Source organism: Streptomyces sp. NPDC060000, from assembly GCF_042737375.1.
Taxonomy (GTDB): domain Bacteria; phylum Actinomycetota; class Actinomycetes; order Streptomycetales; family Streptomycetaceae; genus Streptomyces.
The window spans coordinates 38,995-63,935 of the sequence record NZ_JBHWUU010000061.1 but is presented as its reverse complement, the minus strand read 5'-3'; the positions used below and the strand labels follow the sequence as shown (position 1 = coordinate 63,935).

Sequence of the window (24,941 nt, the reverse complement as noted above, 5' to 3'; positions counted from 1 at the left end):
GGGGGGGGGGGGGGGGGGGGGGGCGCCCCCGGGTTTTGGGGGGGGTCCCCGGCGTCGTTGGGGCCCCGGGGGGGGCCCCCGGGGGGGGGGGGGGGGGCGGGTTTTCCCCGGCCCCCCCCTCACGCGGTCCTGGGGAAGTCGTACGGGGCTCAGCCCTCGGCGCCCGCCGGCTCGCGGGTCGCGGTCGCCGTGACCTGGTGCACCGGGTGGGCGTCCCGCGGCATGCCGAGGCCCATCGCGCGCATGATGCCGCCGACGACACCACCGAGGGCCACGATCGCCATGCCGGCCCAGAAGCCGATCGGCTCGGCCATCACCATGAACGCGCCCGCGACGGTGAAACCGATGAAGGCGATGATGACACCGGTCCAGGCGGCCGGGGTGTGTCCGTGGCTGCTGCCCGCCATGACTTGCTCCTCATTGCTGTCTCTGTGTCCGTCCGAGCCGGACGCTCCTCGTCCATTGTCCCGTACCCCCGGACGCACCGGACGCGGGGGTGGCTTCGGATCGCGTCTGATTCGCCACATCGGGAACCGCTCGGCCGGAGAGGGGCCCGGCACGTACCGGACCGCGCACGGGCCGTGCACGGGCGGGGTACCGCGCGGGAGGCCCGGGTTGCTCAGGCCGGATCCGCGCCCGTCGGGTCCTCGCCCCGGTCCAGGGCCTTCCAGATGTCCTCGGGCCGGTCCGGGTCGACCGGCTTGGCCGCGCGCCGGGGGCGCGGGGCGCCGTCGCGTTCGTAGCGGCCGGACATCGTGGGCCACAGGCGGCCGTAGCGCAGGGCGAGGAGGCCGGCCAGGAGGATCAGGGCGCCGCCCGCGGCCGCGACGTAGGGCCAGGCGGTGTGGCTGAACGAGGCGACGGTGGCGGAGGTGTCGCCGGAGGCCCGCGCGGCCTGCTCGTCGAGCGCGGAGCCGTCGGTGGCGCCGAGCAGAGCGGCGGTCATGATGCCGGCGCCGGAGAGCGCGAGCAGGGCGGAGACCGCGAAGCGGCCGCTCCTGCGGACGGCGAACACGGCGACCAGCGCGGCGAGGGCCGCTATGGCGAGCGCCGCGGGCACGCCCGTGACGTCGCTGCCCCTGGCGGTCAGGGGGAAGGCGCCGCCGGCCACCGTGGCCTTGCCCTCCGACCAGAGCTGCCGGGTGGAGAGCAGGGTCACGGCCGAGCCCAGCGCACCGAACAGCAGGGCGAGCGCGAGGCTGCGGCGGCCGGACCCGGCGGGGGCGGCGGCATCGGATCGGGGGTGCGGAACAGCAGTCACGTACTCCACTATCGCCTGAACCCCGTGCGAACCGTCACCCGGGTTCACGTGAGACGCGTCCTATCCGCGAGATCGCGCCACGGCCGGCTGTCCGGAAGCGGCCCGATCGGCCAGCCGGTTGGCGGTGTGGACGGCGCGCAGGACCGCCGCCGCCTTGTTGCGGCACTCCTGGTCCTCGGCGACCGGGTCGGAGTCGGCGACGATGCCCGCACCGGCCTGGACGTAGGCGGTGCCGTCGCGCAGGAGGGCCGTGCGGATGGCGATGGCGGTGTCGGAGTCGCCCGCGAAGTCCAGGTAGCCCACGCAGCCGCCGTACAGACCGCGCCGGGACGGCTCCAGTTCGTCGATGATCTGCATGGCGCGCGGCTTGGGGGCGCCGGAGAGGGTGCCGGCCGGGAAGCAGGCGGTGAGGACGTCGAAGGCGGTGCGGCCCGCCGCGACCTTCCCGGTGACCGTCGAGACGATGTGCATCACGTGCGAGTACCGTTCGACGGACATGAAGTCGACGACCTCGACCGAGCCCGGTTCGCAGACCCGGCCCAGGTCGTTGCGGCCGAGGTCGACGAGCATGAGGTGCTCGGCGCGCTCCTTGGGGTCGGCGAGCAGTTCGTCGGCGAGTGCCTGGTCCTCCTGCGGGGTGGCCCCGCGGTGCCGGGTGCCGGCGATGGGGTGGACCATGGCGTGGCCGTCCTCGACCTTGACCAGGGCCTCCGGGGAGGAGCCCACCACGTCGAAGCCGTCGAAGCGGAACAGGTACATGTACGGCGACGGGTTCGTCGCCCGCAGCACCCGGTAGACGTCCAGCGCGCTCGCCGTGCACGCCGTCTCGAAGCGCTGCGAGGGGACGACCTGGAAGGCCTCGCCGGCCCGGATGCGCTCCTTGATGTCCTCGACGGCCTCCCGGAAGTCGGGGCCGCCCCACAGGGCGCTGTACTCGGGGAGTTCGGAGGGCGGGAGGACGGCCGGAGGCTGGGCGACCGGGCGGGAGAGGTCGGCCTCCATCGCGTCCAGCCGGGCCATCGCGTCCGTGTAGGCCTCGTCTACGCCGGTGTCCAGGTCGTTGTGGTTGATCGCGTTGGCGATCAGCAGGACGGAGCCCTCCCAGTGGTCCATGACGGCGAGGTCGCTGGTCAGGAGCATGGTCAGCTCGGGCAGCTCCAGGTCGTCGCGGCCGCCGGGGCCGATCTTCTCCAGGCGGCGCACGATGTCGTAGCCGAGGTAGCCGACCATGCCGCCGGTGAAGGGCGGCAGACCCTCCTGGTGGGGGGTGTGGAGGGTCTCGATGGTGGCTCGCAGGGCGGCGAGCGGGTCGCCGTCCTGCGGGACGCCGACGGGCGGGGTGCCGAGCCAGTGGGCCTCGCCGTCGAGCGCGGTGAGGGTGGCGGCGGAGCGGACGCCCACGAAGGAGTACCTGGACCACTGAAATGCCGTACGGCCGTTCTCCGCGGACTCCAGCAGGAAGGTGCCGGTGCGCTCGGCGGCGAGCTTGCGGTAGAGCGCGACCGGGGTGTCACCGTCGGCGAGGAGCTTGCGGGTGACCGGAATGACGCGGCGGTCGGTGGCCAGCTTGCGGAACGTCTCGAGGTCCATGGCGGCTGACCTTACTGATCCGTGGCGGGTACGCCGGAATCGGCGTTCTCGATCAGCACATCGGCGTCGAAGCAGGTGCGCGCGCCGGTGTGGCAGGCGGCGCCGACCTGGTCGACCTTGACGAGCACGGTGTCGGCGTCGCAGTCGAGGGCGACGGACCTGACCCACTGGAAGTGGCCCGAGGTGTCGCCCTTGACCCAGTACTCCCGGCGGCTGCGCGACCAGTAGGTGCAGCGGCCGGTGGTGAGCGTGCGGTGCAGTGCCTCGTCGTCCATCCAGCCGAGCATGAGCACCTCACCGGTGTCGTACTGCTGGGCGATGGCGGGGACGAGCCCGTCGGCGCTGCGCTTGAGGCGCGCGGCGATCTCGGGGTGGAGGTTGCTGGGCGGCGTGCTGGTCATGTCCGCCATTGTGCCGCGCGCCACTGACAGTGACGGGCCGTGTCCACCGATTGGAAGGAGCGGCAACGGTGGGCCTCGGTGGGGGGCGACGGGTGGGCGGACCCCGTACGCAGTCGTAGGCTGACTGCATGTCGACTTTCGCCAAGCGTGAACGGCTCCTGCTCGCTGACCTCTTGGAGACGGCGGGCCCCGAGGCCCCGACCCTCTGCGAGGGCTGGCGGACCCGCGACCTGGCGGCGCACGTGGTGGTGCGCGAGCGCCGCCCGGACGCCGCAGGGGGCATCCTGATCAAGCAGCTCGCGTCGCGCCTGGACAGGGTGATGGAGGAGTTCGCCGCCAAGCCGTACGAGGAACTGATCCAGCTCATCCGCACGGGTCCGCCGCGCTTCTCGCCCTTCCAGCTCAAGCAGCTCGACGAGGCGTCCAACACGATCGAGTTCTACGTGCACACCGAGGACGTCCGGCGCGCCCGGCCCGACTGGACGCCGCGCGGCCTCGACCCGGTCTTCCAGGACGCCCTGTGGACCCGTCTGGAGCGCACCGCGCGCCTGATGGGCCGCGGCACCCCGACCGGACTGGTGCTGCGCCGCCCGGACGGCCGTACGGCGGTCGCCAACCGGGGCACTCCCGTGGTGACGGCCACCGGGGAGCCGTCGGAACTGCTGTTGTTCCTGTACGGCCGGCAGAGCGCCGCCGAGGTGGAGCTGGAGGGCGAGAAGGACGCGATCGCCCGGCTGCACAGTGGCAAGCAGCTCGGCATCTGAGAGGGCCCGGGCATGATCAAGGTGGCCATGACGGGCGTGTACGTCGACGACGTCACGAAGGCCCACGCCTTCTACACGGAGGTCCTGGGCTTCGAGACGCGTCTGCACATGGACCTCGGCGGGGGCACGCTGCTCGTCACCGTGGGCGCGCCGGACGGGGCCCAGCAGGATCTCCAGCTGCTGCTGGAGCCCGGCCGGGGCCCCATCGCGGAGCCCTACCGCGCGGCGCTGCGGGAGGCGGGGCTGCCGTGCATCGTCTTCTCCGTCGACGACATCCAGGCGGAGTACGAGCGGCTGCGCCGGTTGGGTGTGCGCTTCACCCACCCTCCGCAGGACCAGGGTCCGGTCGTCGCGGCCGTCCTGGACGACACGGTGGGCAACCTGGTGCAGCTGGTTCAGCCGAAGGAGTGAGCTCAGCGCACGGGGTGACCTGAGCTCAGCGCACGGGGTGACCGGTCTCCCGCAGCGCGTTCTTGACCTCGCCGATCCGCAGGTCGCCGAAGTGGAACACCGACGCGGCGAGCACCGCGTCCGCGCCCGCCTCGACGGCCGGCGCGAAGTCGGCGAGCTTGCCGGCGCCGCCGGAGGCGATCACCGGGACCTTCACGTGCCCCCGGACGGCGGCGATCATCTCCAGGTCGTAGCCGTCCTTGGTGCCGTCCGCGTCCATCGAGTTGAGCAGGATCTCTCCGGCGCCCAGCTCGGCCGCCCGGTGCGCCCACTCGATCGCGTCGATGCCGGTGCCCTTGCGGCCGCCGTGGGTCGTCACCTCGAAGGTCCCCGCGGGGGTCCGCCGGGCGTCCACCGACAGCACCAGCACCTGGCTGCCGAACCGCTCGGCGATCTCCTTGATCAGCTCCGGGCGGGCGATGGCCGCCGTGTTGACGCCCACCTTGTCCGCGCCGGCCCGCAGCAGCTTGTCGACGTCCTCGGGCGTGCGCACCCCGCCGCCGACGGTGAGCGGGATGAACACCTGTTCGGCGGTGCGGCGCACCACGTCGTAGGTCGTCTCGCGGTTGCCCGACGAGGCGGTGATGTCCAGGAACGTCAGCTCGTCGGCGCCCTCGGCGTCGTACACCTTGGCCATCTCGACGGGGTCGCCCGCGTCGCGCAGGTTCTGGAAGTTGACGCCCTTGACGACCCGGCCGTTGTCCACGTCGAGGCAGGGGATGACTCGTACGGCGAGCGTCATGCTGCGGGCTCCCTGTTTCCTCCGTCGGGGCGGAACGCCTCCACCTCGACCTCGACGACCAGGCTGGGGTCCACGAGGCCGGCGACGATGACCATGGACGCGGCGGGCCGGATCGAGTCGAACAGCTCCTTGTGAGCGCGTCCGACGTCGTCCACGTCCCGCGCGTGGGTGATGTACATGCGCGTGCGCACGACGTCGTCGCGCCCCAGGCCCAGCTGTTCCAGGGCCGCGAACGCGACGTTGAAGGCGTTGACCGCTTGTTCGTACGGGCCGCCGCCGGCGATCTCGCCGTCCACGATCGAGGTGCAGCCGGAAACCAGCACCAGGCCGTTCGGCAGCTCCACCGCGCGGGAGTACCCGAAGGTCTCCTCCCAGGGCGCGCCGGTCGCGACGCGTCGCAGTTCGCTCACTTGGCGACCGCCTCCAGGGCCTCTTCCAGGGTGAACGCCTTGGCGTACAGGGCCTTGCCGACGATGGAGCCCTCGACGCCGAGGGGTACCAGTTCGGCGATGGCGCGCAGGTCGTCGAGGGACGAGACACCGCCGGACGCCACGACCGGGCGGTCCGTCACGGCGCACACGTTCCTCAGCAGCTCCAGGTTCGGGCCCTGGAGGGTGCCGTCCTTGGCGATGTCGGTGACGACGTAACGCGCGCAGCCCTCCTTGTCGAGGCGTGCCAGCGTCTCGTAGAGGTCGCCGCCGTCGCGGGTCCAGCCGCGGCCGCGCAGGGTCGTGCCCCGGACGTCCAGGCCGACGGCGATCTTGTCGCCGTGCTCGGCGATGACCTTGGCGACCCACTCGGGCGTCTCCAGGGCGGCCGTGCCGAGGTTCACCCGGGTGCAGCCGGTGGCCAGCGCGGCGGCGAGGGTGTCGTCGTCGCGGATGCCGCCGGAGAGCTCCACCCTGATGTCCATCGCGCCCGCGACCTCGGCGATGAGCGCGCGGTTGTCGCCGGTGCCGAACGCGGCGTCCAGGTCGACCAGGTGCAGCCACTCGGCGCCCGAGCGCTGCCAGGCGAGGGCGGCCTCGAGCGGGGAGCCGTAGGAGGTCTCGGTGCCCGACTCGCCGTGTACGAGGCGGACGGCCTGGCCGTCGCGGACGTCGACGGCGGGGAGGAGTTCGAGCTTGCTCACAGTGTTCCGATCCAGTTGGTGAGGAGCTGGGCTCCGGCGTCGCCGGACTTCTCGGGGTGGAACTGCGTGGCCCACAGGGCGCCGTTCTCCACGGCGGCCACGAACGGCTTGCCGTGCGTGGACCAGGTCACCTTCGGCGCGCGCAGGAGCGGGTTGTGCACATCGAAGGACCAGTCCTGGACGGCGTAGGAGTGCACGAAGTAGAAGCGCGCGTCCGTGTCCAGTCCGGCGAAGAGCTCGGAGCCTGCCGGGGCTTCGACGGTGTTCCAGCCCATGTGGGGCACGATCTCGGCCTGGAGCGGCTCGACCGCGCCGGGCCACTCGTCGAGGCCCTCGGTCTCCACACCGTGCTCGATGCCGCGGGCGAACAGGATCTGCATGCCGACGCAGATGCCCATCACCGGGCGCCCGCCGGACAGCCTGCGGCCGATGATCCAGTCGCCGCGGGCCTCCTTCAGGCCGCGCATACAGGCGGCGAAGGCGCCGACGCCCGGCACCAGCAGCCCGTCGGCGTTCATGGCCGTGTCGAAGTCACGGGTGATCTCGACGTCGGCCCCGGTGCGCGCGAGGGCGCGTTCGGCGGAGCGGACGTTGCCGAAGCCGTAGTCGAAGACGACGACCTTCTTCGGGCTTTTCGGGGCGGCGCTCAATTCCACACCTCCAGCCGCACGACGCCGGCGAGGAGACACATCGCGGCGCCGATCGAGAGCAGCACGATCAGGCTCTTCGGCATCTGCTGCTTGACGAAGGAGTAGATGCCTCCGGCCAGGAAGAGGCCGACGACGATCAGGACGGTCGACAGTCCGCTCATGGCTTTACAGTGCGCCCTTCGTGGAGGGGAGGATGCCGGCCGCGCGCGGGTCGCGCTCGGCGGCGTAGCGCAGGGCCCGGGCCAGCGCCTTGAACTGGCACTCCACGATGTGGTGCGCGTTGCGCCCGTAGGGCACGTGCACGTGCAGCGCGATCTGTGCCTGGGCCACGAAGGACTCCAGGATGTGCCGGGTCATCGTGGTGTCGTACTCGCCGATCATCGGCGCCATCTTCTCGGGCTCGGTGTGCACGAGGTAGGGACGGCCGGAGAGGTCGACGGTGACCTGGGCGAGGGACTCGTCCAGCGGGACCGTGCAGTTGCCGAAGCGGTAGATGCCCACCTTGTCGCCGAGGGCCTGCTTGAAGGCGGCGCCGAGCGCGAGGGCGGTGTCCTCGATGGTGTGGTGGGAGTCGATGTGCAGGTCGCCGTCGGTCTTCACGGTCAGGTCGAACAGACCGTGCCGGCCGAGCTGGTCCAGCATGTGGTCGTAGAAGCCGACGCCGGTCGACACGTCGACCTTGCCGGTGCCGTCGAGGTTGATCTCGACGAGGACCGACGTCTCCTTCGTCGTGCGCTCGATTCTTCCGATACGGCCTTCGCGAGTCATGCGCTCTGCTCCTTCGGGGGTGTGGGGGTGTCCCCCACAAGACACTTCAACTCACGGACCGCGTGGAGGAACGCGTCGTTCTCTTCGGGGGTTCCGGCGGTGACCCGCAGCCAGCCCGGCACACCGTTGTCCCGGACGAGCACCCCGCGGTCGAGGATCTGCTGCCAGACCCGGTGGGCGTCCGCGAACCGGCCGAACTGCACGAAGTTGGCGTCGGACGCCGTGACCTCGTAGCCGATCGCTAGCAGTTCGTCCACCAGCCGGTCGCGCTCCGACTTGAGCTGCTCGACGTACTTGAGCAGCGTGTCGGTGTGCTCCAGGGCGGCCAGCGCGGTCGCCTGGGTGACGGCCGACAGGTGGTACGGCAGCCGGACGAGCTGGACGGCGTCCACGACCGCGGGGTGCGCGGCGAGGTAGCCGAGGCGCAGGCCGGCCGCGCCGAAGGCCTTCGACATGGTGCGTGAGACGACGAGATTCGGCCGACCTTCGAGCAGCGGCAGCAGTGAGTCGCCGTGGCTGAACTCGATGTAGGCCTCGTCCACGACCACCATCGACGGTTTGGCGGTCTGCGCGGCCTGGTACAGCGCGAGGACCGTCTCGGCCGGGACCGCGGTGCCGGTGGGGTTGTTGGGGGTGGTGATGAAGAGGACGTCGGGCCGGTGCTCGGCGATGGCCCGCTCGGCCGCCGCCAGGTCGATGGTGAAGTCCTCGTTGCGCGGACCGGAGATCCATCCGGTGCCCGTGCCGCGCGCGATGAGCCCGTGCATCGAGTACGACGGCTCGAAGCCGATCGCGGTACGGCCGGGCCCGCCGAAGGTCTGGAGCAGCTGCTGGATGACCTCGTTGGAGCCGTTCGCCGCCCAGACTTCGGCCGGGCCGACCTCGTACCCGGCCGTGTCGGTCAGGTACTTCGCGAGTTGGGTACGCAGCTCGACGGCGTCCCGGTCCGGGTACCGGTTGAGGTCGCGGGCCGCCTCGCGCACCCGCTCCGCGATCCGCTCGACCAGCGGCTCGGGCAGCGGGTAGGGGTTCTCGTTGGTGTTCAGCCGTACGGGGACGTCCAGTTGGGGCGCGCCGTAGGGGGACTTGCCGCGCAGCTCGTCCCGTACGGGGAGATCGTCGATTCCGAAGCTCACTTGCCCGTCGGTACCTTCCAGTCGAACCGCGCCTTGATCGCCGCCCCGTGGGCCGGCAGGTCCTCCGCCTCCGCCAGCGTCACCACGTGGTGCGCGACCTCGGCCAGCGCGTCCCGCGTGTAGTCGACGATGTGGATGCCCCGGAGGAAGGACTGCACGGACAGCCCGGAGGAGTGGCAGGCGCAGCCGCCCGTCGGGAGCACGTGGTTGGATCCGGCCGCGTAGTCGCCGAGGGAGACCGGCGCCCAGGGCCCGACGAAGATCGCACCCGCGTTCTTCACCCGTTCGGCCACCGCGGCGGCGTCGGCCGTCTGGATCTCCAGGTGTTCGGCGCCGTACGCGTCGACCACCCGCAGGCCCTCGTCGACGCCGTCGACCAGCACGATCGCCGACTGCCGGCCGGCGAGCGCCGGGACGATCCGGTCCTCGACGTGCCGGGTGGCCGCGACCTGCGGCTCCAGTTCCTTCGCGACCGCGTCCGCCAGCTCGACGGAGTCGGTGACCAGGACGGCGGCCGCGAGCGGGTCGTGTTCGGCCTGGCTGATCAGGTCGGCGGCGACGTGCACGGGGTCGGCCGTGGAGTCCGCGAGGACGGCGATCTCGGTCGGTCCGGCCTCGGCGTCGATCCCGATCTTGCCGGCGAAGTAGCGCTTGGCGGCGGCGACCCAGATGTTGCCGGGGCCGGTGACCATGTTCGCGGGCGCGCAGGACTCGGTGCCGTGCGCGAACATCGCGACGGCGGTCGCGCCACCGGCCGCGTACACCTCGTCGACGCCGAGCAGGGCGCACGCGGCGAGGATCGTCGGGTGCGGAAGGCCGCCGAACTCGGCCTGCGCCGGGGAGGCGAGCGCGATCGACCCGACGCCGGCCTCCTGGGCCGGGACGACGTTCATGATCACGGAGGACGGGTAGACCGACCGGCCGCCGGGCGCGTACAGCCCGACCCGCTCGACGGGCACCCACTTCTCGGTCACGGATCCGCCGGGCACGACCTGGGTCGTGTGCGTCGTACGGCGCTGCGCGCGGTGGACGAGACGGGCGCGGCGGATGGACTCCTCCAGGGCCGCGCGCACGGCCGGGTCGAGCTGCTCCAGCGCGTCCGTGATCGCCCGCGCGGGAACGCGTACGGATTCCAGCCGCACCCCGTCGAACTTCTCCGCGAAGTCGATCAGCGCCGCGTCGCCCCGATGATGCACGGCCTCGCAGATCGGACGCACCTTCTCCAGGGCGGCCGAGACGTCGAAGTCGGCTCGGGGCAGCAGGTCGCGCAGGGCGGGGCCCTCGGGGAGGGCGTCGCCGCGCAGATCGATTCGGGAGATCACAGGGTCAATTCTCTCAGACCGGGATCGGGCGTCGTTCGCGCGTATCAATGGCTGATACAGAACCTGGCCGGAATCCGGAAGATCCCCTTCGGGTCTAGCGTTCGGGGGTCGCTCACCGGGCATGAACAGCTGTGCGACACCCGCGAGTGACGGAAGGGGTGCGTGGAGTGACCGAGGGGGCCGGCATCCGTACAGGAGACGACGCGGGAGATCTGCCGGACGACCTGACCGCCGCCGAGGCCGGCATGTGGCAGGCCTTCCGCAACGGCAGCGTGTACGACCTGAGCAGCGGGGACACGGTCGTCGACGACCCGCACGGTGGCCATCCGTGGGGTGAGTCGCGGACCGTGCGGGCGCGGATCGTCGCCTGGCTGCTGCTGGCCGGGCCTCCCGCGCTGGCCGGCCGGGTCCCCTCGCTGAAACTGGTGGGCGTGCAGGTCAGCGGCACCCTGGATCTCGCGGGCGGCACGGTGGTGCCGTACCTGGAGATGAAGCGCTGCCGGTTCGAGCGGGAGGTACTGCTGCCCGAGGCTCGGTTCACGACGCTGCGGATGGTGGACTGCTCGGTGCCGCGCCTGGAGGCGGCCCGGGTGCACACCGAGGGCGATCTGCACCTCCCCCGCTGCCGCTTCCACAACGGCGTCCGGCTCACCGACGCGCACATCGGCACCGACCTGCTGCTCAACCAGGCGATCGTCTACCGCGACCGGTCCGGCCGCTCGATCGCCGCCGACGGCATGACGGTCGGCCAGGATCTCCAGGCCGAGCTGCTCGAATCGCACGGCGAACTGAGTCTGCGCAGCGCCAAGATCGGCGTGTCGCTGAGCCTGCGCGGGGCTCGGCTGGCCAACCCCTACACGCGGCTCGCGCTGAACGCGCCACAGCTGACGGTGGAGCGCTCGCTGTACCTGACCCCCGCCGGCGTCGGCGGCCAGGCGCTGAGCGGCACGACACCCGCGCGCGGGACACGCATCCAGCGCTTCGAGTGCCGGGGCGGGATACGCCTGGACGACGGGCGGTTCGGGGACGCCGTCGACCTGGAGCGGGCCCGGTTCGTGTTCACGGAGGACCAGGAACTGTCGCTGCGCCGGGTACAGACGCCCGAGCTGCGCTTCCTCGGGGAGCGGCCGGGGCGCGGCAAGGTGGTGCTGTCGGGCGCCCGGGTGATCAACCTGGTGGACCGGGCGAGCGCCTGGCCGGGCCCCGGCAGTGTGCACATGGGCGGCTTCGCGTACGAGAACCTGGTGCCGCAGGGCCCGTTCCCGCTGGCCGAGCGGCTGCGCTGGGTGGCCGCGGCGACCGCCGAGTACGCCCCGGAGCCGTACGAACGGCTGGCGACCGTGCTGCGGGCGGGCGGGGAGGACGAGGACGCCCGCGAGGTACTGCTCGCCAAACAGCGGCGGCGGCGCGAGACCCTGCCGCCGGCCGCGAAGCTCTGGGGCTACGTACAGGACTGGACGGTCGCGTACGGCTACCGGCCGGGCCGGGCGGCGGTGTGGATGGCGGTGCTGTGGGCGGCGAGTTCGCTGGCCTTCGGGCACGCCGCGCATCCACCCGTCAACCGCGACGGGCACCCGCCCTGGAATCCGTCCCTCTTCGCCCTCGATCTGCTGCTGCCGGTCATCGACCTGGGACAGGTCGGCCAGTGGCAGCTGAGCGGCGGCTGGCAGTGGCTGTCGGCGGCGCTGATCCTGCTGGGCTGGATCCTGGCGACGACGGTGGCGGCGGGGGCGACACGACTGCTGCGCCGGGGCTGACCGGCGGGCCGCCGGTCACCGGCAGTCGGCGCACGGTGGCCTTTACCGCCCCTTGACCGGACTGTGTACAACTTTCGTGAAGGTACTCGAACCCTCTGGCGCAATCTGAACCTGCGGCTTTTCAATGGGCGGACCATGGCTCTGCTGCCCCCGTTCATCCGCGTCTCCCGGGCCTCCCGGACGACACGGAACGCCGCCGCCCCCCACAGCGCCGCCGGGCTCCCCACCGACGACGAGGTGCTCCTCGACGTGCCCGACGACCGTCTCGGTCCCGCCCTGGTCGCCGCCGGCCTGGGCGCCTACGCTCCCGCCGCCCAGCTGATGGCCCACACCCGGGAACGGGCCGAGTGGGAGTACCGAGACCGGTACGCGACCCGGCTGGCGTCCTTCGCACACTCACGTTCGGAGTGGTTCGAGGAGTGGCGTGCCGCCGCCCCGCGCGACCCGGACGTCCTGCTGGTCGCCGCCCAGCTCGCGGTGGACCGGGCCTGGCGGTCGCCGGCCCGGGCCGAGCTGCTGCGCGAGGTGAGTCCGCTGATCACGGCGGCCGCGCAGAGCGACGTCCGCGACCCGGTGCCGTGGCGGATCGCCCTGGACCACGCGCGCGGTACGCGGGCCGGGCACAAGTACTTCGGCGAGCTGTGGGAGGCGGCGGTCCGCCGCGCCCCGCACCACTACGGCTGCCATGTGGCCGCCAAGCGCTACCTGGCCGAGTCGTGGCACGGCTCCCACCGGGAGTGCTTCGACTTCGCCGACCGGGCCGCGCAGGACGCGCCGGCCGGCTCCCTCGTCCAGGCGCTGCCGGCGCGGGCCGCCTTCGCGTACCTGACCGACGGCTGCGGGCCCGAGGTGCCGCGCGAGCGGCTGGACGCGGCCGCCGACCGCGCCATCGCGCTCTCCGCCCGCTTCCCGTCGGTCGACCCGTGGCCGGCCGAGATCCGCAACGTGCTGACGTACGTCCTGGTCCGCCTGGACCGCCGCGACGACGCCCTCGCCCAACTGCGCCTGATCGGCCCTTACGCCACGTCCTTCCCGTGGGGCCGGCTGTCGGACGACCCGCTCGGCCACTTCCTGGCGGTGCGCGAGGAAGTGCGCTCCGGGCCGTCCGCGCGGCCTCCGTGGCATCCAGGGAATGGGCACGGCGAACGAGCCCGCCCCACGGACCACTAGGCTTCTGCGTCGTGACCACCGTCCGCCTGCCGCTCTTCCCCCTGAACTCGGTGTTGTTCCCGGGACTCGTGCTCCCGCTCAACATCTTCGAGGAGCGCTATCGCGCCATGATGCGCGACCTGTTGAAGACCCCCGAGGACGAATCGCGCCGGTTCGCCGTCGTGGCCATCCGCGACGGCCACGAGGTGGCAGCCAGCTCCCCGGGCCTGCCCGACCCGACCGCGCTGCCCGAACGCGGCCCCGCGGCCGGCTTCGGCGACGCCCCGCTCAAGGCGTTCCACGACGTGGGCTGCGTGGCCGACGCGGCGACGATCCGCGAGCGCGCCGACGGCACCTTCGAGGTGCTGGCGACGGGCACGACCCGCGTGAAGCTGCTGTCGGTGGACGCGTCGGGCCCGTTTCTGACGGCCGAGCTCCAGGAACTGCCCGAGGAGCCGGGCGACGAGGCGGGCGCCCTCGCGGAGGGCGTGCTGCGCGCCTTCCGTCAGTACCAGAAGCGTCTGGCAGGCGCCCGCGAACGCTCACTCGCCACCGGCGCCGACCTCCCGGACGACCCGTCGGTGGTGTCGTACCTGGTGGCGGCCGCGATGATGCTGGACACCCCGTCCAAGCAGCGCCTGCTCCAGGCGCCCGACACGGCCTCCCGGCTGCGGGACGAGCTGAACCTGCTGCGCGCCGAGACGGCGATCATCCGCAGCCTGCCCTCGCTGCCCGCGTCGGAACTGACGCGCGGCCCGACGAGTCTCAACTGACGTCACCGGGAAGGCCCGCATGGCGAAGAAGCCGAGGAAGCAACAGCAGCAGTCCGCGGGCACGCCCGCGACCGTGGCCCTGACCGCGGCGGGCGCGGACTTCACGGTCCACGCCTACGACCACGACCCGGGCCACCCGTCCTACGGCGAGGAGGCGGCCGAGGTGATGGGCGTCTCCCCCGACCGGGTCTTCAAGACCCTGGTCGCGGAGGTGGACGGCGCCCTGACGGTGGCCGTGGTCCCGGTGGCCGGCTCCCTGGACCTGAAGGCCCTGGCGTCGGCGGTGGGCGGAAAACGGGCGGCGATGGCCGACCCGGCCCTGGCGGAACGCACCACGGGCTACGTCCGGGGCGGCATCTCCCCCCTCGGCCAGCGCAGGAAACTCCCCACGGTCCTGGACGCCTCGGCCACGACCCACCCCACCGTCTGCGTGTCGGCGGGCAGGAGGGGCCTGGAGGTCGAGCTCTCCCCCGAGGACCTGGCCAGGCTCACCGGGGCGGTGCTGTCCCCTATCGCCCGCGCATGAACAGCCCGTCCGGGCGTGCCCCCTCCGGGGGCGATCGAGGACGAGGCGGTGCAGGCCGAAAGGGAGGTCCGGGGGCACAGCCCCCGGGGACGGGAACTGGAATGGGCGGCGGCAGCGGGGGCGGGGAAAGGCCCTTACGCCATCGGCGCCCCGTACCCGTCCTTCGGCACCCCGACATGTGCCTGATACGGATCAGGATCCCGGGGCCCGAACAACGCCGTGAGCCCCAGATGCACCAGCACCGCCGCGAACGACCACGCCAGCAACGCCCCCTTCGCCCCCAGCTTCAACGGCGCGGAGAACGTGACCCCCTTGCCCGCCGCCTGCGCGTGCGCGATCACATCGGACCCGGGCCCCAGCCACACCCCCAGCCGCCACGCCAGCAGCGACCCGAGGAACCCCCCGAGACCGAGAGCGACCACCAGCGGCACCCCGCCACGCCGTCGCCAGAGGAACACCGCCACCGCGCTCACCGCACCGCACGCCAGGGCCAGCAGCGTGAACGTGCCGTCCACGCCGATCGCCTGTTCCCCCTCGGTGTCCTTGAAGTAGACGACCCAGTTGTCGTCCACCAGATCACCGACGAGCGGCACCTTCGGCGCCAGCCACACCCACAGCAGCCCGAGCAGCGCCCCGGCGACCGCGACCGCCACCGTGATCACGGCGGCTTCCCGCAGTTCGGTCTTCATGCCAGGCCCGTCCTGTCCGTACGCGACGTCGTGGGGCCCGGCGGCCACCCCCGCGTACCCGCCGGGCGACGGCGGCCAGGCCGCGTGCGGAGACGGTTCGTGCGGTGGTGGGGGCGGAGTCAGCGGTGCGGTCACCCTGACATCGTGCCAGGCCCGCCCGAGCGGCGCGTCACCGGACGGCGGCCCGGCGGTACGCCCAGGTGGCGACTGCCAGCGACGCGACGCCGACACCCGCGCACACGGCGAGGTCACCGAGGACGAACGCCCAGTCGGGACTGGCCCGGAAGGTCCGGGCGAAGGCCTCGACCCCGTACGTCGACGGCAGCAGGTCGCGGGCGAAGCGCACCACCTCCGGCATCCGGTCCGGCGGCAGCACGCCCAGCAGCAGCGCCGCCGACATGCCGAGCTGCCCCAGTACGGTGGCCAGCTCCGGCCGCGGCGCGAGCAGCCCGAAGGCCGCGCCGAGCCCGGACAGCGCGGCGCCGGCCAGCGGGATCACCGCCACGAGCACCCACAGATGGGTGAACGGCAGCCCGAACAGCACGCACCCGAATACCGCGGTCACCAGGGTGCCCGGCACGGTGAAGGACGCGTACGCCCCCGCCGCCCCCAGCACCACGGCCGCCGGCGGCACCGGAAGGGTCGCGTAGTGGTCCAGTCCCCCGCTCGCGCGCAGCTGCCCGAAGTACTGCGCGAGCAGGTTCAGCGCGACGAACGCGACGACGAGGACCGCGGAGCCCGCCACGACGGCCTCGGCCTCACGGCCGCCGTCCACCACTCCGCGCATCATGATCAGGATGCCGACCGACTGGAAGGTCGCCACGAACAGCAGCGGGATGCGCGCCACCCGCGCGCGGGACAGCTGTGCCCGGTAGACGGCCGCGAGCGACGGCCACAGCCGCGCGCGGGGAGCCAGCTCGGCGGCGGCGCGGGGCGCCGTCCGGGTGGCGGCCCGGGCGCCGCCCGGCAGAACCTCGGCGGGTACGACACTCACGTGACGCTGCTCCTCTTCCCTGCGGTTCCCATACCGTCCCATACGGACCCGGAGTCCCGCGCACTCACCTCGGCGCCGCACGCTCTCGCGCTCGCCGCTCTCATGCTCGTACCAGGCCCTGCCGTGCCGCCCCGCCCAGCGCCAGATAGACGTCCTCCAGGCTCGGTGTGGCCAGCGTGAAGTCGTCGAGGGCGGCGAAGGCGGCCCCGCCGGTGACGGTGGCGACGACCGCGCGGGCCTCCTCGGGTGCCAGCCGCAGCGTCCAGCGGCGGCCCGATTCCACGGCCCGCTCGCGCAGCGCGGCGACCTCGGGCACCTCCAGCGGCGCCCGCTCCCGCCACACCAGCTCGACCCGCACCTCATCGGCGACCTGCTCCTTGAGCCCGGCGGGGGTGTCGCAGGCGATGACCCGGCCCTGGTCGAGGACGGCGACCCGGTCGAGGACGGTCTCCGCCTCGATGACGTTGTGGGTGACGAGCAGCACGGTCGCCCCGCGCTCGGCCCGCCGCCGGTCCACGGAGGCCCACACGGCCCGCCGGGCCACCGGGTCCATTCCGGTGGTCGGCTCGTCCAGCACGAGCAGGGGCCGCTCGCCCACCAGCGCGGTGGCGAAGCAGGCGAGTCGCCGCTGTCCGCCGGACAGCTTGCGCAGCGGCCGCCCGGCGATCGGCGTGAGCCCCAGCTCGTCGAGGACGGCGTCGCGCTCCCGGCGGGCCGTGCGCACGTCGAGGCCGCGCAGCCGTCCGGTGGTCTCGGCGGCCAGCGAGACGGTGAGTTCGTCGAGGGCGGTGGACTCCTGCCCGAGGTAGGCGAGGATCCGCGCGGCCCGGTCGGGGTGGCGCACGATGTCGTGCCCGAGGATCTCCACGCTGCCCGAGTCGGGGCGCATCAGCCCGGTCATCTGCCGTACGAGAGTGGTCTTGCCGGCGCCGTTCGGCCCGAGCAGCCCGAAGATCTCACCGCGCCGGATGTCCAGCCGTACGTCGTCGGTGGCCCGGACCTCGGGTGTCGCGGGAGTGCCGCGCCGGCCGCGGACCGCCGGGTAGGTCTTGGTCAGCCCGCGCACGGCACATACGACCTCGTCCCCGTGCCGAATGGGCGGTGCCGCGCGCGTACTCACAAAGGACGAGACTACGGGGTCACGGACCGCCGGTCGCCGTCGGGGGCGTCCCGGACAGCCCGTTCAGTCCCCTGCCGGAGCGTGGTCGGCGGTCGTCCGTACGTCGATCTCGCGCCAGAAACCCGCCCGGATGGCGTACCGGTCGTGTTCGTCGATCTGGTCGTCCTTGTGCGCGAGCAGTCCGAAGCGCGCCGCGTATCTCAGCAGCTCGCCGTCGATGCGGTGCGGGATCCGCGGGTACATGCCCGACAGCTTCTGCAGCTGGCCCTGTTCGCCGAGACGGCCCATCCACCGGCGGGCGAAGACCTGCCCCACCTCGTAGGGGTCGCCGCCGACGGTGGTGATGTCCTCCTCACGGTCGGCCCACCGCTGTTCCGCCGTGGTGAGCTGCGCCAGGGTCGGCATCGCGGCGACCTCGGAGGGTTCGGAGGCAATCCCGGGGCGTTCGACCCAGCCCTTGTCGGAGGACCAGCGCAGGGTCGCGGTGGTGGGGTGCTGGGGGGGCTGGGCGCCGGGTGCGCGCAGCACGGCCAGGTCCTTGGGGGTCGGCACGCCTCCTTTGGGGGTGGGCACCCGCTCCTGGACGCCGTGCTCGGAGGCGCCGGCGGCCGAGGCGTGCTCGGCCTCCTCGGCGCTCCGCTCGGTGGCGGGGGCGAGGCCGGAGTCGGGCAGCGGCGCCGAGAGGATCGCGGTGATCTCGGGCCGGGTCGCGGGCGGCGGCGCGCAGATCCCGCCGAGTTCCTTGGCGCGTACGGCCTTGGTGATCCAGTTGCGGTCCAGGACGCGCCGTTCGTCGGCCTCGGCGACCAGGTCCTCGGACTGGTTGTAGTCGCCGTCGGCGGCCTGGACGGCCCACAGGTGGACGGCTACGCCGTGCTCCTTGGCGGCCATCATGCCGGGCAGCAGATCGCCGTCGCCGGTGACGAGCACGACGTCGGAGCAGGCGCGGTTGCGGGCCAGCTCGGTCAGCTCGGCGTGCATGGCGGCGTCGACGCCCTTCTGGGCCCAGCGGCCGTCGCTGCGGGTCAGCGCGCCCAGCCGGACGGTCACCCGGGGCATCACCCGCAGTCTGCGGTGTTCGGGCTGGGGGACGCGGTCCGGGGCGCCGTCGAACCAGTAGATGCGCAACAGCGGCCGCTCGGTCTCCGACTCGGCCTGTTCTCGCAGGCCCTGGACGAGGGCGGAGTGGTCGACGGTGATCCTCGATCGCGAGGGCTCTCCGGCGAGGAGACTGGCGGCGGCCCCCAGCAGATACCCGGCGTCCACCAGGACGATGCAGCGGTCCACACGACTCACCCTCTTTCCGGGAGGTTTGCTTCGAGCTTGCTTCGAGTCTGCCCGACTGCGCGGGGGTTAACGGCCGGAACTCGATCTTCGGCGTGGCGTTTCGGGGCTTGCGCTCTGACAACTCCTGTTACAGACGGTAATTATCCGAAATGCGTCGTAAGTCAGCCTATGTGAATCTGGTCCCGTCTCTGGCCCCCAGATCCCCCGCAGGAGGCAGATCACCATGGCCAAGAACAAGAAGCAGGATCGTAAACAGCCGCAGTCCGAGCGTGGTCAGCAGGCGGCACAGCAGTCGTCGATGGAGTCGCAGGTCGAGCAGCGCATCGCGCAGGTGACGCCCGCCGACGTCGCCCGCAAGGGCCGGCAGAAGCGCTTCGGCCACAACTGACGTCCGCGACCGACGTCCGCAACTGCCCCCGCGCGACGGACCGTTGCGGCGGACGCACCGAGGGGCGCATCCGGTACCGGATGCGCCCCTCGCACGTGTCTTCCCCGTCGTCTCCCGCGATCAGCCGGCCAGGCAGGCCGGGCCGAGCAGCACCTTCAGATCGCCGAACAGCGCGGGGTCGGGCTTGACCCGGTGCCGGTCGAGCCGCAGGACGGTCGTCCTGGTCGGGCCCTGGAGCCTGATCCGGACCTCGCTGTCACCCCGGTGGTGGGTGAGGATCTCCCCGAGGCGGTTGATCATCGGCGGGGTGACCCGGGTGGCCGGGATGGTGAGGATCACGGGCGCGTTGGTGCCCGCGTTCGACAGGTCCGGGACCTGGAGCTCCATGGCCACGAGCCGCGGCACGTCCTCCCGCTTGTCGAGGCGGCCCTTGACGAAGACGACGGCGTCCTCGACGAGTTGGGTCGAGACGAGTTGGTAGGTAGCCGGGAAGAACATGCACTCGATGGAGCCCGCGAGGTCCTCCACGGTGGCGATCGCCCAGGCGTTGCCCTGCTTGGTCATCTTGCGCTGGAGACCGGAGATGATGCCACCGATGGTGACGACCGCGCCGTCCGCGTGTTCACCCCCGGTGAGCTGGGCGATGCCCGCGTCGGCCTTGTCGGACAGCACGTGCTCCAGGCCGAACAGCGGGTGGTCGGAGACGTACAGGCCGAGCATCTCCCGCTCCTGGGCGAGCAGATACGTCTTCTCCCACTCGTCGGTCGTGAACTCGACGTCGAGTCCGAAGCCGGGCTCGCTGGTCTCCTCCTCGCCCATGCCGCCGAAGAGGTCGAACTGGCCCTCGGCCTCCTTGCGCTTGACCGCGACCACGTTGTCGATCATCGGCTCGAAGTGCGCGGTGAGACCCTTGCGGGTGTGCCCCAGGGTGTCGAACGCGCCCGCCTTGATCAGCGACTCCGTGGTGCGTTTGTTGCAGGCGACCGCCTCGACCTTGTCGAGGTAGTCGGGGAAGGAGGCGTACTTCCCCTTGGCCTTGCGGCTCCTGATGATCGACTCCACCACGTTGGTGCCGACGTTGCGCACGGCTTCGAGGCCGAAGAGGATCACGTCGTCGCCCTGCGCGGCGAAGTTGTGCACCGACTCGTTGACGTTCGGCGGGAGCACCTTGATGCCCATGCGCCGGCACTCGTTGAGGTAGACGGCCGACTTGTCCTTGTCGTCCTTGACCGAGGTGAGCAGCCCGGCCATGTACTCGGCGGGGTGGTTCGCCTTGAGGTAGGCGGTCCAGTACGAGACCAGGCCGTACGCGGCGGAGTGCGCCTTGTTGAAGGCGTAGCCGGCGAAGGGCACCAGGACGTCCCACAGGGCCTTGATCGCCTCGTCGCTGTAGCCGTTCCTCTTCGCGCCCGCCTGGAAGATGGTGAAGTTCTTCGCCAGCTCGTCGGGCTTCTTCTTGCCCATCACGCGGCGGAGGATGTCGGCCTCGCCGAGCGAGTACCCGGCGATGATCTGGGCGGCCTTCTGCACCTGCTCCTGGTAGACGATCAGGCCGTAGGTCACGGCCAGGACCTCTTCGAGGGGCTCCTCCAGCTCCTTGTGGATCGGGGTGATCTCCTGGAGCTTGTTCTTGCGCAGCGCGTAGTTGGTGTGCGAGTCCATGCCCATCGGGCCCGGACGGTAGAGCGCCGAGACGGCGGAGATGTCTTCGAAGTTGTCGGGCTTCATCAGGCGCAGCAGCGAGCGCATGGGGCCGCCGTCGAACTGGAAGACGCCGAGGGTCTCGCCGCGCTGGAGCAGTTCGAAGGTCTTCGGATCGTCGAGCGGCAGTGCCAGCAGGTCGAGGTCGACGCCCTTGTTGGACTTCACCATCTTGACGGCGTCGTCCATGATCGTCAGGTTGCGCAGGCCCAGGAAGTCCATCTTCAGCAGGCCGAGCGACTCGCACTGCGGGTAGTCCCACTGGGTGATGGTCACGCCGTCCGTGTGCCGCACCCAGATGGGGGCGTGGTCGACGATGGGCTCGCTGGACATGATCACGCCGGCGGCGTGCACACCCATCTGCCGGACCAGGCCCTCGACGCCCTTGGCGGTGTCGATGACCTTCTTGACGTCCGGCTCGTTCTCGTACATCGCGCGGATCTCGCCCGCCTCGCTGTAGCGGGGGTGCGAGGGGTCGGTGATGCCGTTGAGGTCGATGCCCTTGCCCAGGACGTCGGCGGGCATGGCCTTGGTGAGCCGGTCGCCCATCGCGTACGGGTAGCCCAGCACGCGCGCGGAGTCCTTGATGGCGTTCTTCGCCTTGATCTTGCCGTAGGTGCCGATCATGGCGACCTTGTCGGCACCGTACTTCTCCGTCACGTAGCGGATCACCTCGACGCGCCTGCGCTCGTCGAAGTCGATGTCGACATCGGGCATGGAGACGCGCTCGGGGTTGAGGAACCGCTCGAAGATCAGGCCGTGCGGGATCGGGTCGAGGTCGGTGATGCCCATCGCGTAGGCGACGATCGAGCCGGCCGCGGAACCGCGCCCCGGACCGACCGCGATGCCCTGGTTCTTCGCCCACATGATGAAGTCGGCGACGACGAGGAAGTAGCCCGGGAACCCCATCTGGATGATGACGTCCATCTCGTACTCGACCTGCTTCTGCCGGTCCTCGGGGACACCGCCCGGGAAGCGGCGGTCCATGCCCCGGCGGACCTCCTCCTTGAACCAGGTGACCTCGGTGAAGCCGTCCGGGATGTCGAACTTCGGCATGAGGTTCCTGGCCTCGAACATGCCGGTGGTGTCGATCTGCTCGGCCACCAGGAGGGTGTTGGCGCAGCCCTCCTGCCAGGCGTCCGAGGAGTCGATGGCGTACATCTCGTCCGTGGACTTCAGGTAGTAGCCGGTCCCGTCGAAGCGGAAGCGGTCCGGATCGGAGAGGTTCTTGCCGGTCTGGATGCACAGCAGCGCGTCGTGCGCGGTCGCCTCGTGCGCGTACGTGTAGTGCGAGTCGTTGGTGACCAGCGGCGGGATGCCGAGCTTCTTGCCGATCTCCAGGAGGCCGGCGCGGACCCGGCTCTCGATCTCGATGCCGTGGTCCATCAGCTCCAGGAAGTACCGGTCCTTGCCGAAGATGTCCTGGTACTCGGAGGCCGCCTTCAGCGCCTCGTCGAACTGGCCGAGGCGCAGTCGGGTCTGGAGCTCGCCGGAGGGGCAGCCGGTGGAGGCGATCAGCCCCTCGGACCACTGGGAGATCGTCTCCTTGTCCATCCGGGGCCACTTCTGGAGCCAGCCCTCGGCGTACGCGTCCGAGGAGAGCCGGAAGAGGTTGTGCAGGCCCGTCGCGTTGGCCGCCCAGATCGTCTTGTGGGTGTAGCCACCGGAACCGGAGACGTCGTCGCGCTTCTGGTGCGGCTGGCCCCACTGGATCTTGCGCTTGTTGCGCCGCGACTCGGGGGCGACATACGCCTCGATCCCGATGATCGGGGTGACTCCGGCCTTCTTCGCGGTGTGGAAGAAGTCGTACGCCCCGTGCAGGTTGCCGTGGTCGGACATGGCGATATGGGTCATGCCCATCTCGTTGCACGCGTCGAACATGTCCTTCAGCCGCGCGGCACCGTCCAGCAGCGAGTACTGGGTGTGGACGTGCAGGTGCGTGAACGGCGGCTTTGACACGGCTGCGGCCTCCAAGGGAAACGAGCGTCGACAGGTGTCCCACGGGTTGGGGACGGTCCGGGGGACAGCGTCGAAGTCTATGCCTCGGCACTGACACCCGAGCCGCATCCCCGCGTACCTTCACAGCGAGGGTCACGGGCACTTTCGCGTGACCCGGCCCGTTGAAGACGACAGAAACGCTGTCGTACATGCATGCACCAGGAGGCACCCAGCGATGTCGGTCCCGCAGCTCAACGACGAGCACCGCGGCGAGGAGATCCTCGCCGTCTTCGACACCGCGTTCGGCGAGCTCCTGGCCGCCGACCCGGCCGCGTTCCGAGTGAAGTTCCGGAAGATGGCGGCCTCGGCGTTCGCGTTCTACCGGGGTACCGCGGGCCTCTTCTACCACGATGTCGACGCCGAGAAGCGGGGCGGCCCGTTCCTGGACGAGCGCACCTCGCGCGTGTGGATCCACGGCGACCTGCACGCGGAGAACTTCGGCACGTACATGGACGCGACAGGCCGGCTGATCTTCAACGTCAACGACTTCGACGAGGCGTACGTCGGCCCCTTCACCTGGGACCTGAAGCGCTTCTCCGCCTCCATCGCCCTCATCGGGTACGCGAAGGCGCTCGGCGACGAGCAGATCAGCGAGCTGGTGGAGGTGTACGCGGGCGCGTACCGGGAGCGGATCCACGCGCTGGCCACCGGCGCCAAGAGCGACGAGGTGCCGCCCTTCACCCTGGACACCGCGCAGGGCCCGCTGCTCGACGCGCTGCGCGACGCCCGGTCGCTGACCCGCTTCGGGCTGCTGGACTCGATGACGGAGATCCGTGACTTCGAGCGCCGCTTCGCGGCGGGCGGCGGCTCCATCGAGCTGGACGCGGCCACCCGCTACAAGGTGCTCGCGGCCTTCGACGGCTATCTGGAGACGCTGCCGGAGACCTCCCTGACCCGCCCCGACTCCTACCGCGTGAAGGACGTCGTCGGCCGCCGGGGCATCGGCATCGGCTCGGCCGGTCTGCCGTCGTACAACATCCTCCTCGAGGGCCACAGCGACGCCCTGGAGAACGACGTCGTGATCTACATCAAGCAGGCCCAGACGCCGGCCGTCTCCCGGCACATCACGGACCCGGCGATCCGCGACTACTTCCAGCACGAGGGCCACCGCACGGTGATCTCCCAGCGTGCCCTCCAGCAGCACGCCGACCCGTGGCTGGGCTGGACCGAGCTCGGCGGCGCCGGCCAGCTGGTCGCCGAGGTCTCGCCGTACGCGGTCGACCTGGACTGGGGCGACATCGACGACCCGGAGGAGATCGCGGGCGTCGTCGCCGACCTGGGCCGGGCCACGGCCACGATGCACGCGGCGGCGGACGACACCTCCGGCGAGTCCCTGGTGCCCTTCTCCACCGAGCGGGCCATCGACGCGGCGATCGCGGCCGACGAGGACGGCTTCGCGCCGCTCCTGGTCGACTTCGCGCACGCCTACGGCGCACGCGCGCGTACCGACCACCAGATCTTCGTCGACCTCTTCCGCAACGGCCGGATTCCAGGTCTGTGACGGTCCGCCTTCTCACAGGGACCCTTTAGGGGTCTCCTACGGGAGCACGTGACACACTCTCCTCCGCTATGGACATATCCGGGACCCGCCTCAGAGCCGTACGCGCGGCGCTGTTCACGGCATGCGTCGTGACGCTCAGCACCGCGTCGCACGTGCTGCTGTCCCGGGCCCCGCTGCCGCTCAACACGGTGGCCGCCGTCGCGGCCGCCGTGTTCGCCCTCGCGTACGCCCTCGCCGGCCGCGAGTGCGGCTTCGGGCGGATCGCCGCCCTGCTGATCCCGCTGGAGCTGGCGGCCGACACCGTCTTCACCACCGGCCAGCACGTCTGCTACGGCCGTGCGGGCGGCCCGGTCGCCGGCCCGCTGGCCTCGGTCGGCTGGGACGTGCTGTGCGGCGACGGCACACCCGTCGGCACCCCGCTGGCCCAGGTCACCGGCACCGACACCGACCAGCTGGGCGGGCTCCTCGCCCACCCCGACCCGGCCGCCGCGTGGCTGCTGCTCGGCGCGCACCTGTGCGTCGGCCTGATCGCGGCCGCCTGGCTGCGCCGGGGCGAGCGGGCGCTGGCCCAGCTGCTGCGAGCGGCGGGCGCGACCACCTTCCGGCCGCTGCTGCTGGCCGTCGCCGCCGTGACCGTACGACGCGCCCCGGCGGCCCGCCGCCTGCCGCGGCCCGTTCGCCGGTCGACCACCGTCCGCGAGCGGATTCTCGTGCACTCCTTGGGACGGCGTGGACCGCCGTGCTCGCTCGCCGCGGTCTGAACAGACCCTCGACGTCTGCGCAGGCCCGGTCACCCGAGCACCACCTCGGTCTTTCAGTCCCCACACGAACTTCCGCGTACG

26 protein-coding genes are annotated in these 24,941 nt (G+C 71.6%); 9 read left to right on the top strand and 17 right to left on the bottom strand.

Going from position 1 to position 24,941, the window contains the following annotated elements:
• Positions 1-149: 149 nt before the first annotated feature.
• The 4 genes from ACFWBB_RS28840 to hisI all read right to left on the bottom strand — a co-directional run bounded on the left by ACFWBB_RS28840 (position 150) and on the right by hisI (position 3,252).
• On the bottom strand, positions 150-407 hold the full coding sequence (locus tag ACFWBB_RS28840) for an HGxxPAAW family protein (RefSeq protein WP_385278143.1): 258 nt from the start codon (positions 405-407) through the stop codon (positions 150-152).
• Between the two features lie 212 nt (positions 408-619).
• Positions 620-1,270, bottom strand: a complete 651-nt coding sequence (locus ACFWBB_RS28835; RefSeq protein ID WP_385278141.1) for a TIGR02234 family membrane protein — start codon at positions 1,268-1,270, stop codon at positions 620-622.
• A gap of 51 nt (positions 1,271-1,321) precedes the next feature.
• Complete coding sequence (locus tag ACFWBB_RS28830; RefSeq protein ID WP_385278139.1) at positions 1,322-2,851, bottom strand: anthranilate synthase component I; 1,530 nt, start codon at positions 2,849-2,851, stop codon at positions 1,322-1,324.
• Positions 2,852-2,862: 11 nt separating this feature from the next.
• Complete coding sequence (gene hisI, locus ACFWBB_RS28825; protein ID WP_385278137.1) at positions 2,863-3,252, bottom strand: phosphoribosyl-AMP cyclohydrolase; 390 nt, start codon at positions 3,250-3,252, stop codon at positions 2,863-2,865.
• Between the two features lie 128 nt (positions 3,253-3,380).
• On the opposite strand from hisI, the gene ACFWBB_RS28820 reads away from it, so the two are divergent.
• Positions 3,381-4,016 carry a TIGR03085 family metal-binding protein gene (locus ACFWBB_RS28820; RefSeq protein ID WP_385278135.1) on the top strand — a complete coding sequence of 212 codons (636 nt, stop codon included), beginning with the start codon at positions 3,381-3,383 and terminating at the stop codon, positions 4,014-4,016.
• A gap of 12 nt (positions 4,017-4,028) precedes the next feature.
• On the top strand, positions 4,029-4,427 hold the full coding sequence (locus ACFWBB_RS28815) for a VOC family protein (RefSeq protein WP_385278133.1): 399 nt from the start codon (positions 4,029-4,031) through the stop codon (positions 4,425-4,427).
• Positions 4,428-4,452: 25 nt separating this feature from the next.
• Here the strand turns inward: ACFWBB_RS28815 and hisF are convergent, their stop codons facing one another.
• The 8 genes from hisF to hisD are packed head-to-tail and all read right to left on the bottom strand — an operon-like array spanning position 4,453 to position 10,216.
• On the bottom strand, positions 4,453-5,208 hold the full coding sequence (gene hisF / locus ACFWBB_RS28810) for an imidazole glycerol phosphate synthase subunit HisF (protein ID WP_385278131.1): 756 nt from the start codon (positions 5,206-5,208) through the stop codon (positions 4,453-4,455).
• Complete coding sequence (locus ACFWBB_RS28805) at positions 5,205-5,618, bottom strand: RidA family protein (RefSeq protein WP_385278129.1); 414 nt, start codon at positions 5,616-5,618, stop codon at positions 5,205-5,207. The genes hisF and ACFWBB_RS28805 overlap by 4 nt, the downstream gene beginning before the upstream one ends.
• Entirely contained in the window at positions 5,615-6,340 is a 726-nt protein-coding gene (gene priA / locus ACFWBB_RS28800; RefSeq protein ID WP_385278127.1) for a bifunctional 1-(5-phosphoribosyl)-5-((5-phosphoribosylamino)methylideneamino)imidazole-4-carboxamide isomerase/phosphoribosylanthranilate isomerase PriA, read from the bottom strand. The genes ACFWBB_RS28805 and priA overlap by 4 nt, the downstream gene beginning before the upstream one ends.
• The gene (hisH, locus tag ACFWBB_RS28795) at positions 6,337-6,990 is read right to left on the bottom strand and encodes an imidazole glycerol phosphate synthase subunit HisH (RefSeq protein ID WP_385278125.1); all 654 of its coding nucleotides are present in this window, start codon (positions 6,988-6,990) and stop codon (positions 6,337-6,339) included. Before hisH ends, priA begins: the two co-directional genes overlap by 4 nt.
• Positions 6,987-7,151, bottom strand: a complete 165-nt coding sequence (locus ACFWBB_RS28790) for a hypothetical protein (protein ID WP_189916770.1) — start codon at positions 7,149-7,151, stop codon at positions 6,987-6,989. The genes hisH and ACFWBB_RS28790 overlap by 4 nt, the downstream gene beginning before the upstream one ends.
• A gap of 4 nt (positions 7,152-7,155) precedes the next feature.
• Positions 7,156-7,758, bottom strand: coding sequence for an imidazoleglycerol-phosphate dehydratase HisB (gene hisB, locus ACFWBB_RS28785; protein WP_385278123.1), 603 nt, complete (start codon positions 7,756-7,758; stop codon positions 7,156-7,158).
• Positions 7,755-8,894 (bottom strand): histidinol-phosphate transaminase, encoded by a 1,140-nt coding sequence (locus tag ACFWBB_RS28780; protein WP_385278121.1) that lies wholly within the window; start codon positions 8,892-8,894, stop codon positions 7,755-7,757. Before ACFWBB_RS28780 ends, hisB begins: the two co-directional genes overlap by 4 nt.
• Positions 8,891-10,216: a histidinol dehydrogenase gene (gene hisD / locus ACFWBB_RS28775; protein ID WP_385278119.1), complete on the bottom strand. Its 1,326-nt coding sequence runs from the start codon at positions 10,214-10,216 to the stop codon at positions 8,891-8,893. The genes ACFWBB_RS28780 and hisD overlap by 4 nt, the downstream gene beginning before the upstream one ends.
• 167 nt (positions 10,217-10,383) lie before the next feature.
• Between hisD and ACFWBB_RS28770 the strand changes: the two genes are divergently transcribed.
• The 4 genes from ACFWBB_RS28770 to ybaK all read left to right on the top strand — a co-directional run bounded on the left by ACFWBB_RS28770 (position 10,384) and on the right by ybaK (position 14,421).
• Positions 10,384-11,973 carry an oxidoreductase gene (locus tag ACFWBB_RS28770; protein WP_385278117.1) on the top strand — a complete coding sequence of 530 codons (1,590 nt, stop codon included), beginning with the start codon at positions 10,384-10,386 and terminating at the stop codon, positions 11,971-11,973.
• A gap of 135 nt (positions 11,974-12,108) precedes the next feature.
• Positions 12,109-13,143, top strand: coding sequence for a hypothetical protein (locus tag ACFWBB_RS28765; protein ID WP_385278115.1), 1,035 nt, complete (start codon positions 12,109-12,111; stop codon positions 13,141-13,143).
• A gap of 11 nt (positions 13,144-13,154) precedes the next feature.
• Positions 13,155-13,895 (top strand): LON peptidase substrate-binding domain-containing protein, encoded by a 741-nt coding sequence (locus ACFWBB_RS28760; protein WP_385278113.1) that lies wholly within the window; start codon positions 13,155-13,157, stop codon positions 13,893-13,895.
• A gap of 19 nt (positions 13,896-13,914) precedes the next feature.
• A complete protein-coding gene (ybaK, locus tag ACFWBB_RS28755; protein ID WP_385278111.1) occupies positions 13,915-14,421 on the top strand; it encodes a Cys-tRNA(Pro) deacylase in 507 nt (168 codons plus the stop codon).
• Between the two features lie 134 nt (positions 14,422-14,555).
• Here ybaK and ACFWBB_RS28750 read toward each other — a convergent pair whose 3' ends face one another.
• From ACFWBB_RS28750 to ACFWBB_RS28735, 4 genes are all read right to left on the bottom strand, one after another.
• Positions 14,556-15,245 (bottom strand): DUF2567 domain-containing protein, encoded by a 690-nt coding sequence (locus ACFWBB_RS28750; protein ID WP_385278109.1) that lies wholly within the window; start codon positions 15,243-15,245, stop codon positions 14,556-14,558.
• Between the two features lie 34 nt (positions 15,246-15,279).
• Positions 15,280-16,104 carry an ABC transporter permease gene (locus tag ACFWBB_RS28745; RefSeq protein WP_385278107.1) on the bottom strand — a complete coding sequence of 275 codons (825 nt, stop codon included), beginning with the start codon at positions 16,102-16,104 and terminating at the stop codon, positions 15,280-15,282.
• A gap of 100 nt (positions 16,105-16,204) precedes the next feature.
• Complete coding sequence (locus ACFWBB_RS28740) at positions 16,205-17,224, bottom strand: ABC transporter ATP-binding protein (RefSeq protein ID WP_385278105.1); 1,020 nt, start codon at positions 17,222-17,224, stop codon at positions 16,205-16,207.
• Between the two features lie 63 nt (positions 17,225-17,287).
• Positions 17,288-18,511, bottom strand: a complete 1,224-nt coding sequence (locus tag ACFWBB_RS28735; protein WP_385278103.1) for an NYN domain-containing protein — start codon at positions 18,509-18,511, stop codon at positions 17,288-17,290.
• A 223-nt stretch (positions 18,512-18,734) separates the two neighbouring features.
• On the opposite strand from ACFWBB_RS28735, the gene ACFWBB_RS28730 reads away from it, so the two are divergent.
• Positions 18,735-18,899, top strand: coding sequence for a hypothetical protein (locus tag ACFWBB_RS28730; protein ID WP_385278101.1), 165 nt, complete (start codon positions 18,735-18,737; stop codon positions 18,897-18,899).
• Positions 18,900-19,019: 120 nt separating this feature from the next.
• Here the strand turns inward: ACFWBB_RS28730 and dnaE are convergent, their stop codons facing one another.
• Positions 19,020-22,559 carry a DNA polymerase III subunit alpha gene (dnaE, locus tag ACFWBB_RS28725; RefSeq protein ID WP_385278099.1) on the bottom strand — a complete coding sequence of 1,180 codons (3,540 nt, stop codon included), beginning with the start codon at positions 22,557-22,559 and terminating at the stop codon, positions 19,020-19,022.
• Between the two features lie 214 nt (positions 22,560-22,773).
• Here dnaE and ACFWBB_RS28720 point away from each other — a divergent pair, with 214 nt between their 5' ends.
• Together ACFWBB_RS28720 and ACFWBB_RS28715 are read left to right on the top strand one after the other, a co-directional pair.
• Positions 22,774-24,099 carry a DUF2252 domain-containing protein gene (locus ACFWBB_RS28720; protein WP_385278097.1) on the top strand — a complete coding sequence of 442 codons (1,326 nt, stop codon included), beginning with the start codon at positions 22,774-22,776 and terminating at the stop codon, positions 24,097-24,099.
• A 68-nt stretch (positions 24,100-24,167) separates the two neighbouring features.
• Entirely contained in the window at positions 24,168-24,860 is a 693-nt protein-coding gene (locus tag ACFWBB_RS28715; protein WP_385278095.1) for a hypothetical protein, read from the top strand.
• Positions 24,861-24,941 lie beyond the last annotated feature (81 nt).